The organism is Sphaerospermopsis aphanizomenoides BCCUSP55, assembly GCF_001586785.1.
GTDB lineage: Bacteria > Cyanobacteriota > Cyanobacteriia > Cyanobacteriales > Nostocaceae > Sphaerospermopsis_A > Sphaerospermopsis_A aphanizomenoides_A.
Map to the genome: position 1 here is coordinate 24,219 of NZ_LUFH02000062.1, position 11,732 is coordinate 35,950.

The 11,732-nt window shown below is 35.6% G+C and carries 9 protein-coding genes and 2 tRNA genes; 9 read left to right on the plus strand and 2 right to left on the minus strand.

Going from position 1 to position 11,732, the window contains the following annotated elements:
• Positions 1–81: 81 nt before the first annotated feature.
• A tRNA-Leu gene (locus A0J48_RS16350) sits at positions 82–163 on the plus strand.
• A gap of 1,271 nt (positions 164–1,434) precedes the next feature.
• Positions 1,435–1,506 (plus strand) — tRNA-Gln (locus A0J48_RS16355).
• Positions 1,507–1,595: 89 nt separating this feature from the next.
• Here the strand turns inward: A0J48_RS16355 and A0J48_RS16360 are convergent.
• Positions 1,596–2,075, minus strand: a complete 480-nt coding sequence (locus A0J48_RS16360; protein WP_200324825.1) for a hypothetical protein — start codon at positions 2,073–2,075, stop codon at positions 1,596–1,598.
• Between the two features lie 167 nt (positions 2,076–2,242).
• On the opposite strand from A0J48_RS16360, the gene A0J48_RS16365 reads away from it, so the two are divergent.
• Positions 2,243–3,517: a hypothetical protein gene (locus tag A0J48_RS16365; RefSeq protein WP_200324827.1), complete on the plus strand. Its 1,275-nt coding sequence runs from the start codon at positions 2,243–2,245 to the stop codon at positions 3,515–3,517.
• A 164-nt stretch (positions 3,518–3,681) separates the two neighbouring features.
• On the opposite strand, the gene A0J48_RS16370 is transcribed toward A0J48_RS16365, so the two are convergent.
• Positions 3,682–3,966, minus strand: a complete 285-nt coding sequence (locus A0J48_RS16370; protein ID WP_200324829.1) for an Hfq-related RNA-binding protein — start codon at positions 3,964–3,966, stop codon at positions 3,682–3,684.
• Between the two features lie 160 nt (positions 3,967–4,126).
• Between A0J48_RS16370 and dapF the strand changes: the two genes are divergently transcribed.
• The 6 genes from dapF to A0J48_RS16400 all read left to right on the plus strand — a co-directional run.
• Positions 4,127–4,966, plus strand: a complete 840-nt coding sequence (gene dapF / locus A0J48_RS16375) for a diaminopimelate epimerase (protein ID WP_200324831.1) — start codon at positions 4,127–4,129, stop codon at positions 4,964–4,966.
• Positions 4,967–5,124: 158 nt separating this feature from the next.
• Complete coding sequence (locus A0J48_RS16380; protein ID WP_200324833.1) at positions 5,125–6,630, plus strand: glycosyltransferase family protein; 1,506 nt, start codon at positions 5,125–5,127, stop codon at positions 6,628–6,630.
• Between the two features lie 49 nt (positions 6,631–6,679).
• Positions 6,680–7,876: a 1-deoxy-D-xylulose-5-phosphate reductoisomerase gene (dxr, locus tag A0J48_RS16385; RefSeq protein ID WP_200324835.1), complete on the plus strand. Its 1,197-nt coding sequence runs from the start codon at positions 6,680–6,682 to the stop codon at positions 7,874–7,876.
• 232 nt (positions 7,877–8,108) lie between these two features.
• Positions 8,109–8,942, plus strand: coding sequence for a DUF4007 family protein (locus A0J48_RS16390; protein WP_200324836.1), 834 nt, complete (start codon positions 8,109–8,111; stop codon positions 8,940–8,942).
• Positions 8,926–9,360 carry a hypothetical protein gene (locus A0J48_RS16395; RefSeq protein ID WP_200324838.1) on the plus strand — a complete coding sequence of 145 codons (435 nt, stop codon included), beginning with the start codon at positions 8,926–8,928 and terminating at the stop codon, positions 9,358–9,360. The genes A0J48_RS16390 and A0J48_RS16395 overlap by 17 nt, the downstream gene beginning before the upstream one ends.
• Before the next feature lie 32 nt (positions 9,361–9,392).
• The coding region (locus tag A0J48_RS16400; protein WP_200324840.1) for a hypothetical protein at positions 9,393–11,732 on the plus strand (2,340 nt) is incomplete at its 3' end.

The window sequence follows — 11,732 nt, forward strand, 5'->3', positions numbered from 1 at the left end:
TTCTTCCCCAATTCCTAAATAAATCTAAATACCTGTTGCCAAAATAAAAAAATAGGCTATACTTAGAAAAGTGACACCCAAGGGCGGGTGGCGGAATTGGTAGACGCACCGCACTCAAAATGCGGCACCGAAAGGTATAGGAGTTCGATTCTCCTCCCGCCCATTAAAACTTTCAAAGACTAGCCTGGGAAAAAAAACCAGGCTTTAAATGACTATTTGGGATTTTACTTATAAATAAATCAGCTTTCTTATCTCAGATTCAATCCCATTTTGTAGGATTTGTTGTCAGTTTTGGACAAGGATTTGTATAACAGTCCGTTTTTATTTTCTTATACAATTTGTTAGAGGAAATGTACAAGGAATCGTTATATATTGTTGGCAATATATTCCGAATTGAAATTTTACACTGTACAACTTTCAACAAGTAATTATTCAATAAAATGACACTCAATATAGGACAGATGGTACATACGCTCGAAGACATAGAAGCAGAGTTAAATTTCATAATTCACACAATAGAAAACATGAAATATCCCCCACAGAGAGATGAAATAGTCAAAACATCTTTGCTGAGACTAATTTCTAAGTGTAAACGAGCTAAAATAGACTTACACTAGAGAATTTTAGTACCCAATCATTGACAGCCGTTTCCGAAGATATGAGGTACAGCAAGAAAGAATAGAAACTATGATATCGTCATGAAAGCATATTTAATACTGTACTTCATAACAACGGGGAGTGCTGTATTATTCGCAGTAGTGACAATAAATTGTTTTTAGTAGATTTTGGAGCGGTGAAAATAGTCAAACCACAGCAACGCACAGCTACAGGAACAATAATTGGTTCAAAAATTATTAAGTCAGAATCAGGATGACCAGGATTAAAGGATGTACAGGATGTTCCGCTAGTCCTACTCAAAAATGACAGATGTTTTTCTCTGTGTCTGGAGTGGATAGTTGATTTTGTGACCTGTGCGTAATTTCAATATCAAAATAGCGATCGCCATGATCGTTCCAACTTCCTGTAAAAAGTGAAAATTTTGTAGTATAATAAGACAATTGCTGTTTATTGCATTTCATAGTCATTAGTCACCGTCAAAAACACTATGCGCTTAAAAAGATGGGAATCTCCCCGCAAGCAAGGGAGAAACGACAAAGGCCGAGGCGGATCCGCTAGACAGAGACAACTCAAGAAACAAAGGCAGATGCTGAGAAACAAACTCAAAGAAGCTCAAAAGCCAGAAAACGACCAAAACAACCAAAACAACACGCCGAGGGAAGGGATAGAAACCTACCCTCTTTTTTTGTGCCAAATTTCCGAGTTATCAGGAAATTCGGGTATTTATAACGACCTCCTTACAAATCGAAATATTTTTTGAAAAAATACTTGACAAAACCCCAAGGGTAGCTGCTATATTATTTAAAGCTTAGTCATTGGGGCGTAGCCAAGTGGTAAGGCAGCGGGTTTTGGTCCCGCCATCCCTAGGTTCGAATCCTAGCGCCCCAGCATTATTAAGGGTAGATTTAAAAAGTCTACCCTTTTTGATTTATAACTAACTTTTGTCTGTATTTTCAGCGTTGAATATCTATTGCTGGTTACTTTTCTGGTGATTTGAGAGCCTCATCTAAAACCTGTCTAGCTTGTTCCGCTTTCGTTTTTGCTTCTTGATAACGGAGATTAGCCTGAGCAAAGTTTTTGAGAACCTTAAAACCTTCTTTGAGACGGGTTATCTCTTCCTCAGTCACTGAGTTATCTGAAAACAGAACATCAACGGCTTTACGAATTTCCAAAGCTTCAGTCCGCGTTTCCTGTACTTTTAATTTTAACGTAGCTAAATTGCTGAGAACTTGAACGGCTTGGGTAATGGCATCCTCACCGCTAGTATTATCAATAGTTGGTTCTTTGACTTCAATTAATTGTTGAGGTCCAAATCCCTCCTCTAGTTCTGTGGGTAACTTACCTGCTTCCATCAGTTCCATTAACTGATCCATTGCTTTTTCACGGGCTTTAGCGGAATCTTTACCAGAAACTGTCAGGATAATTTCTGGGCTTTGTGCGAGAGTATATTGAACCATAGTGGGGGAAAAATTTGCTGGTTTATCAAGCCTGGGCTAAACAAATCAAGTGTCTTGTTTAATAATGACCATATCATTTCCGCTAGATTTTGTGTTATGTGTCTTTAGATAAAATCAAACTTTATACTAAATGAAAGGACTGTAAAATATAACAGGAGAGGAGAGCTATGACTCCCAATCCCGCCATTATGCGATCTGTAGAACAACTGGGATACCGTGTTACTGTTGGTGATGTGGCAACTCAGGCTGGCTTAAATGTAGCTGAAGCTAATCAAGGTTTATTAGCCCTAGCGTCTGAAGCTGGTGGACATTTACAGGTAGCAGAATCCGGTGATATTGTTTATCAATTTCCACAAAATTTTAGAACTATCTTACGTAATAAATACTTGCAAGTGCGGTTGCAGGAATGGTGGAAAAAAATTTGGGGTGTGCTGTTTTACCTAATACGCATTTCCTTTGGTGTTTTGTTAATTGCTTCCATTGCGCTAATTACTGTCACCATCATTATCATTATTACTGCTGCTAACTCAGACAGAGATGGAGACAACAGAAGTAGTAGTTCTAGTGGGTTGAATTTCTTCTTTTTCCCAGATTTATTCTGGTATTTTAGCCCAGATTATTCTTCCCAAGAAAGGCGAAGAGAACGTAGGGAAGATAGCGAATTCAATTTTTTTGAAGCTGTATTTTCGTTTTTGTTTGGTGATGGAAATCCTAACGCCAACTTAGAAGAACATCGCTGGCGAGAAATTGGTACGGTGATTAGAAATAATCAAGGGGCAGTGGTAGCAGAACAAATTGCGCCTTATTTAGATAATTTAGGTGAAAAATATCAACAAGAATACGAAGATTATATGCTGCCTGTGTTGGTGCGATTTAATGGCAAACCCCAGGTAAGTTCTGAAGGGGAAATTGTTTATTATTTTCCAGATTTGCAGGTTAAAGCCAGTAAACATCAGCGTCAACCAGTAGCGCCATATTTAAATGAAATTCCCTGGCGTTTTAGTGCGGCTAGTTCTGGACAAATTATGCTCAGTGCTGGGTTGGGTGCTGTGAATTTGGTAGCGGCTTTGATATTAGGAAGTTTATTAAAAGGTGGAACAGCAGCAGCGCAAATTGGGGGATTAGTTGGTTTTGTCCAAGGAATTTATTGGCTGTTGTTAGCCTATGGAATAGGTTTTTTAGGTATACCCTTAGTTCGTTATTTTTGGATTCAATGGCGTAATGGTAAACTTAATACCCGTAATTATGAACGGTTGCAAAGAGCGAGATTTTTAGCAAATGCAGATGATTCTTTACAGGAGAAGATGGCTTTTGCGAGTCAATTTGCTGGTGAAAAAGTAATTGGTAAAAAAGATGTCATTTATTCCAGTGATACAGATTTGTTAGAACAGGAATTTGAGCAAGTGAGAAAGCAAAATCTGTTAGATGAAAATAGGGAATAGGGAATAGGGAACAGGTGACAGGTGACAGGTGACAGGTGACAGGTGACAGGTGACAGGTGACAGGTGACAGGTGACAGGTGACAGAAGGCAGGAATTTTTTAATTGATTTCTCCCCTACACCCCTACACCCTTACACCCCTACACCCTTTTTTCCCCCTACACCCTTACGAATTGATTTTTGCAACTTCAACGCTGGCTTCTCGTGGAACTAAGCCTCTTTCTACAACTGCATCACTCCGTAGTTTCATGTAAGCGATCGCTAATTTCCAAACTGTAGTTTGTTCGTTGTTAGCATCTAAAATACATACACAATTGTGGTCTTGCCAAAAAACTTTTCCTGTGATTAAGTCACCAGTCACTAATTTAAATTCGACTGTAGCTTTTTGCTTAATCCAAGTTTGTATTTGTCGAATACTAGGTAGGGTGGTATCAAATTCAGTTGTTGACATTTTTATTAGGGAATAACGAATAGGTGACAGGTGACAGGTGACAGGTGACAGGTGACAGAAAGAAGTTTACCAATTACCAATTACCAATTGCCAATCACCAATATTATTGGACAATGTTTAAATAATCAGTATTTATCTTTGATAATTCATCTAGGAGAAAATGGCAATCGAATTTACTAAGTATCACGGTTTAGGTAATGATTTCATCCTCATTGATAATCGTTCCTCACTCACACCTATTATTACACCAGAGAAAGCAGTAAAGTTGTGCGATCGCCATTTTGGTATTGGTGCTGATGGTGTTATTTTCGCACTTCCTGGACAAAATGATACTGACTACACCATGAGAATTTTTAACTCTGATGGTTCTGAACCAGAAATGTGTGGTAACGGTATTCGTTGTTTAGCAGCATTTTTAACTGAGTTAGAAGGTGTCTCCCGCACTAAAGATTATTATCGTATTCATACTTTAGCAGGTGTGATTACACCTCAACTTACAGATGATGGTCAAGTTAAGGTAGATATGGGTTTACCCCGCTTACTAGCACAGGAAATTCCTACCACCCTTGCACCTGCTGATAGCAAAGTCATTAATGTGCCTTTAGAAGTGGCAGATACAACTTGGAATGTTACCTGTGTTAGCATGGGCAACCCCCACTGTATCACCTTTGTAGACGATGTGGCAGCTATTCCCCTAGAAACCATCGGTCCGAAATTTGAACACCATTCTGTTTTCCCCCAAAGGATAAATACAGAATTTATCGAAATTGTCAACCGTAATTACATGAAAATGCGGGTATGGGAAAGAGGCGCAGGTATTACCTTAGCTTGCGGTACTGGTGCTTGTGCTGTTTTGGTAGCTGGAGTATTAAATGATAAATGCGATCGCACAGCGACAATAGAATTACCAGGTGGTCCATTGGAAATTGAATGGTCAGAAATAGACCAAAGAATTTACATGACAGGTCCAGCAGAACGGGTATTCACTGGTAAATTTTAATCTGTAGGGTGGGCAATGCCCACCATTACCAACTAATCAAAGCGTGAGTTGTTGCTTGATTATTCTTAACTGACTTTGCCTTGACAGGTAAGGTACCAAGTTCTACGCTTAAAAAATCGTCAAAAGCCCCAAGCATTCGCCACATCGCCAGAACACAGATGAATTGCCGATTTAAACCAGAACACCTATTATTAAGCATCCTAATTATTATTGCATTCATCCTGCGTGTTGGCATGGCTGTAAAATTCCCCAATATATTTTGGGCAGATGAAATTTTCCAAACTCTAGAACCTGCACACAGACTAGCTTTCGGTCATGGTATTGTCACCTGGGAGTTTAGAGACGGTATTCGTTCTTGGGTATTACCAGGAATTTTAGCAGGTATTATGGGTTTGACTGCGTGGATGGGAGAAGGTTCTGCTGGATATCTTCTAGGAGTGAATATATTTTTATCTCTACTTTCCCTCAGTAACATCTTAGTTGGTTATTTATGGGGAAAAAAAATAGGAGGCACAACAACAGCTTTTATTTGTGCTTTTATTTGTACTATCTGGTTTGAACTAATCTACTTTTCTCCCAAAGCTTTTACTGAAGTTGTCGCTACTCATTTTCTCTTACCTGGAGTTTATTTAGGAGTTGAAAAAAAATTACTTTCATCTCGAAATTCTATCTTGTTATCAGGATGTTTGTTAGGAATATCTTTAGCATTAAGAATTCATTTGCTGCCAGCGATAGTATTTGCTGTAGTTTACATTTGTAGAAAAGATTGGTGGGAAAAATGGGTGCCAATGATGTTAGGTATGATCGCTCCCATACTCATCTTTGGGACTGTAGATGGTTTCACCTGGTCTTATCCTTTTCAATCTTTTTGGTTAAATATTTGGGTAAATCTTGTAGAAGGTAGAAGTAAACTTTATGGAGTTTCACCTTGGTATGAATATTTTATTTTCTTACTTAAAAGTTGGTCTTTGCTATCACTACCTATTATTGTTCTCGCCCTGATAGGTTTTCGTCGTCTTCCTATTTTGGGATGGTTAGCATTAATTATTATCTTGTCTCACAGTTTATTAGCTCACAAAGAATATCGTTTTATTTATCCAGCATTACCAATGGTGATTCTATTAGCAGGAATAGGCTCATTTGAATTAGTTTTACTATCTTCTTTATCCTTTTCTCGCCAATGGTCTTCACTGTCAAGCAAAATAATAGCAATATTTTTTACTATTTTAATCTGGACTGCTACTTCTGTGGCTCTTTTGAGTAGATTTAATATTTATGCTCCTTTAAACTTTTCTATATTTGGCACAAAAATGGAAATTACACACCTTTATGCTACCGCTAATCATCTCCTAGCTTTACAAAGTTTAAGTACAGAAAAAAATGTCTGCGGTCTTGGGCTTTGGGATATTCATTGGGCTTTATCAGGTGGATATACTTATTTTCACCGCGACGTACCTATATATCAAGTTGACAAAGAAACAGATTTTAAACTTTTAAATTCTGGTTTTAATTATATTGTTGCTAATCTGCCGTTACCATCTCATGATCAAAACTATACTCTAGAGAAATGCTGGCAAGGAACTTGTGTTTATCAGCGTCCGGGTTCTTGTCGCTATCTTCCAGACCGTGATATCAATTCTATTCTCAAAAAATCGGGAAATTAGTAGCCTCAGCAATTTATATTTAAAATTATCCGTAAATTGTTAAATCATTGTGAAAGCTATTACTCTTCTTGGTTCTACCGGCTCTATTGGTACTCAGACTTTAGATATCGTTTCTGAGCATCCAGATAAGTTTCGCATAGTTGGACTGGCTGCTGGACGCAATGTGGAGTTGTTCGCGGCACAAATTCGCCAGTTTCGCCCCCAAATTGCCGCAATTTCTGCTGCTGATAAGTTACCAGAACTTCAAGAGGCAATTAAGGACCTCAATCCCCAACCTATTCTACTTGCTGGGGAAGCGGGAGTGATAGAAGTTGCTCGTTATGGTGATTCCCAAAGCGTTGTTACTGGTATCGTTGGTTGCGCGGGTTTGCTTCCCACTATTGCGGCTATTGAAGCGGGTAAAGATATTGCTTTAGCGAACAAAGAAACTCTCATCGCTGGTGGTCCTGTGGTTTTACCTTTGGTGGCAAAACACGGAGTGAAACTATTACCAGCAGATTCCGAACATTCAGCGATTTTTCAATGTTTGCAAGGTGTTCCTCAAGGTGGTTTGAAGAAAATATTACTTACTGCTTCCGGTGGTGCTTTCCGAGACTGGCCTGTGGAAAAGTTACCAGAGGTAAAAGTTGCTGATGCTCTTAAACATCCTAACTGGTCAATGGGTAAAAAAATTACTGTTGACTCGGCAACTTTGATGAATAAGGGTTTAGAAGTAATTGAGGCTCATTATTTGTTTGGGATGGATTATGATGATATCGAAATTGTCATTCATCCCCAAAGTATTATTCACTCTTTAATTGAGTTACAAGATACTTCGGTTTTAGCTCAGTTGGGATGGCCGGATATGCGTTTACCTTTGCTTTATGCGATGTCTTGGCCAGAAAGAATTTACACTAATTGGGAAAGATTGAATTTAGTAAAATCTGGAAATTTAACTTTCCGTGAACCGGATCATCAAAAGTATCCTTGCATGAATTTAGCTTATGCTGCGGGTAGGGCTGGTGGTTCTATGCCGGCGGTTTTAAATGCTGCGAATGAACAAGCAGTGGCGCTATTTTTAGAAGAAAAAATTGGCTATTTGGATATTGCGCGGTGTATTGAATGGGTGTGCGATCGCCATCAAAATGATAACAAACAAAATCCTTCTTTAGATGACATTTTGGCAGCAGATCAATGGGCTAGACAAGAGGTTTTTACTGCTACTGAAAAGTTAGCCATTCAGCCACAGGTAATTTCTGTGAGTTAAGACTAAATCTCCGACTTCTAAAAGTAGCTGAAAATTTTTGACAGCAACAAAGAAAAAGTCGGGGATCTCAGACTAATAAAATATTATAATATACACTATAATACAGTCAGCACTTAAACAAGACTGAAAATATTGCCACCGCAGTTAAACACAAATAGCAGTTTTTATTTGCGATCGCAACCGATCCTTTAAGTAAAATCACTGAAAATATCATATTACCGAACAATAGACTATGGCTAAAATGCAACTACATTTCAACGGTAACTTCTCCCTCAAAAAAGAAGAAATTAAAAGAATACTAGAAGCAGCTTCAGAAGAAAAAGGTTTAAAAGACACCTTAGAAAACCTGATGACAAAAACAGGTTTAGGTAATGCCAAAGTTGGTAAAATTAAAAGTTGGGCAACCAGAGCAGGTTTAGTTAAAGATAATTATTTAAGTCCAGAAGGAAAAATAGTTTTAAAACATGATCCTTATTTACAGTCAATAATTACAGATTGGTTAATGCACTTTTATTTAAGCTTTGGTAATGAAGGGTTAAAGCAAATACCAGAAAACCCGTCGGAATGGGGAGGATGGACTTATTTTATTTATAAATTTCTGCCAGAAAATCCCACCTTTAGCAAAGATGATTTATTTCAAAACAGTATTCATATATTTGAAGAACCTGCTAAAGTAGTTCCTGAAAGATTCAAATATATTTTAAGAGCTTATACCGAACCACAAGCATTAGCTAATTGTCAAATTATCCAAGAAATTAAAACCAACAAATATGATACAGAAAAAGCTAAACTTCCTAATTCTCATTTAATTGGTTATTTTCTGGCTAAACTTTGGGAACGAGATTTTAATAAGCAAACTTCTGTTTTAACAGACGATATCATCAATCAAAAAATGGGAATTGTTCCAGTTTTAGGTATTCAAACAGAAACATTACAACAACATCTAAATAGTATTGAATCTCTGGGAATTATAGAACAAAGACGCACAGTGTCACCCTATCAAATTATCCGGCGTTGGGATAATCCTGTCAACTTATTAGAAAAAGCCTATGTTAACAATAAATAATTTATCACTTGCAGATGCAAAGCCAACAGATTATCCCCATTTGTTATTGTGGAATTATTCTCATGATGCCGAAATTTATCAGCTTGCATTTAACAATAATGCTCAAATTATTAGTTATCGAAAAAACTTACTAAGTCGTATTGATAGCAAACAAAAATATCTGATTTTCCATGAAAATATCAGTCAAGAATTAGCAGCAATTATAGAAATTTGTAGTCATGCAAATAAACCCATAGTGATATTAAAAGACTTAGAAATTCTCATTACCTATCTTTACAGTCAACCATCATCCCCCTTGAGTTTATTTTGGCACAAACTAGGAAATATGCGACATTTAGAAAGTATTTTATGGATTTTGCTTCCTACGCAAATACATCCTATTAACTGGAACAAAAAACGAATTACAACCATAGTTTAAAACTGAATCATATACCAGGGATATTTACCATTATGCAACTAAACCAAATAGTCAAAATTAATGAACTGGGAATGGTAGCCAACGCCGTAAATTTTGGTATGATGGCTGATGCTGATAAAAATTTACGTTTATGTCAAGGATTTGTATTTAATTATAATCATCAAAAATCCAAAGATTCTACACTAGGTGTACTAGAAGCAATTCAAAAAAGCTATCATCATATTAATCAGCCAAACATTCATTTATTTGTACAAGACTATGGTAAAGGTAAATCTCATTTTGCCTTAGTTGCTGCTAACTACTTTCAAAAACCTTTAGAAACTCTTGAGAATCAAGGAATACTACAACAGATAAAAATTGCCGCAGTCAATAATCAAGGAATAGTAGAAGATTTTACAGCTTATAAAAAACGTAATCCCAAACATTTAGTAATTTGTATCAATGGAAAAGACACATTAAATTTAAGACAGACATTTTTAAAATCCCTGCATCAAACATTGGAAAATGAAGAAATCACAGATACTTTAGCACAGCAACTTTGTCAAAAACCGCTAGAATATTTAAACAAATTAACAACGGAACAACTAGAAATAGCTAACCAATATTTACAAACAACAGAAAATAGATATGGAGATATTAACAAAATTATAGATTTTTTAAAACAAGATAATTATACAATAATTCCCCTAGTTAAAGAAATTAGTAAACAACTTAATAATGGTTTTGCAATTGACTTTGAAACAGATTTAAATATAGAAGAAATACTAGCAGAATTAATTAATAAATTATGTTATGGAATAGATGCTAAATACGCAGGAATTTTAATTTTATTTGATGAATTAAACAATTATCTGCAAGGATGGGCGGTAGATCCATTTAATTCAGGAGGATTGACATTACAAAGTATCACTGATATTTGTGAAAATTATCAAAGTAAAGTTGCCTTAGTTTGTTTCACCCAAATTAGACCATTAAAATCAGTACCAAATCAATCTACAGAAGACTATAAAAAACTCGCTTCTCGGTTAGAAATTGCCGAAAGCACTTATGAACCAGCTTCTAGTTTAGAGTTAGTAATTAAAGCTTTATTACCAAAACAAAATAATGATAATTTATGGAATCAGTTTTTACAAATTTGGAACAATACACTATTAACTGATAGCAGAAAATCTCATGAAAACAGAATTAATATTTATCGGGAAAGAGGTTGGAGTCTACAGGAATTTAATAATACTCTAACTATTGGTTGTTTTCCACTTCATCCTTTGAATAGTTATTTACTTTGTAACTTAGATTTTACTCAAGGAAGGACAGCAATTCAATATATTAAAGAAGATGTGAAACAGTTTATTAATTCTCAACCTGTGGACAAAAATGGTAAATTAAACTATCTTGCTGCAATTTCTTTAGTTGATGCTTTTGATAGTAACTTCTCTCAACCTGAATTTTCTCGTTATTATACAGAATTTCAAAAAGCTAAACATGATATTGCTTTCTCCGTCACAGAAAACGAAATTGCAATTTTAAAAGCACTTTTTCTATTCTATGTTAGTCAAGGTAAGTTATATAAATCAGCATCAGAACCCCATGAAAATATTCTTAGTGAATTAACAGGTTTATCAGTAAAACAAACCAAGGAAACCTTAGTTCAACTCACTAATGAACGCAAGGTTATTTATCCTAACAGTGGAGATAATACCTATCATTTTTATTCTGGAAGAAATTTACTAGAAATTGATCAAGAATTAGAAGAAGAAGTTAGTAAAAAATCTAAGGAAATATCCGTTGACTTAGTAGTTAAACATTGTAAGAATGACAAAACTACATTTTTATCATCCGAAAGAATTGAAGGTAAAGAATTTATTGAAACAAATCAACTACTTGATGATGATAAATGGTTTTTTGAATATGAATTTTATAGCATTGCAGAATTTGAACAAGCATTATCAGCTTATAAAACCCTAGAAAACATCAAAGGAAAAGGAATTTTTGCTTATGTTTTCGCAGAAACTATTGAAGAATTACAAGATATTCGTTATAGAATAGATCGACTAATTGCTAACTCTAAATACAAAGACAATATAGTTGTAGCAATTCCTAATATTCCTGTCAGAGAAATTTGTATTCAGCTATTTCAAATCAAGATTATCAGCAAAAAAATTAACGCTGATAAACAAGGATCAGAAACAGCTTTAAAAGTTAAATATAAAGATTTACAAGATACAATTACCAGAGAAATTCAAGAGGTAATTAATTCTTGTACTTATCATAGATTTGATTTTATTAAATTAACAACTTCTGAAAAACAATATCCAGAATTTATTGTTAGTCACTTGTTACAAAATCTTTATCCTTTTGTAGCACCTCTGGGT

Bases quoted from the DNA above. Each gene is read 5' to 3' on its own strand.
- A0J48_RS16380 (WP_200324833.1), top strand. From the start codon at position 5,125: ATGAATTGCCGATTTAAACCAGAACACCTATTATTAAGCATCCTAATT.
- A0J48_RS16390 (WP_200324836.1), top strand. From the start codon at position 8,109: ATGGCTAAAATGCAACTACATTTCAACGGTAACTTCTCCCTCAAAAAA.
- A0J48_RS16395 (WP_200324838.1), top strand. From the start codon at position 8,926: ATGTTAACAATAAATAATTTATCACTTGCAGATGCAAAGCCAACAGAT.
- dapF (WP_200324831.1), top strand. From the start codon at position 4,127: ATGGCAATCGAATTTACTAAGTATCACGGTTTAGGTAATGATTTCATC.
- A0J48_RS16360 (WP_200324825.1), bottom strand. From the start codon at position 2,075: ATGGTTCAATATACTCTCGCACAAAGCCCAGAAATTATCCTGACAGTT.
- A0J48_RS16365 (WP_200324827.1), top strand. From the start codon at position 2,243: ATGACTCCCAATCCCGCCATTATGCGATCTGTAGAACAACTGGGATAC.
- A0J48_RS16370 (WP_200324829.1), bottom strand. From the start codon at position 3,966: ATGTCAACAACTGAATTTGATACCACCCTACCTAGTATTCGACAAATA.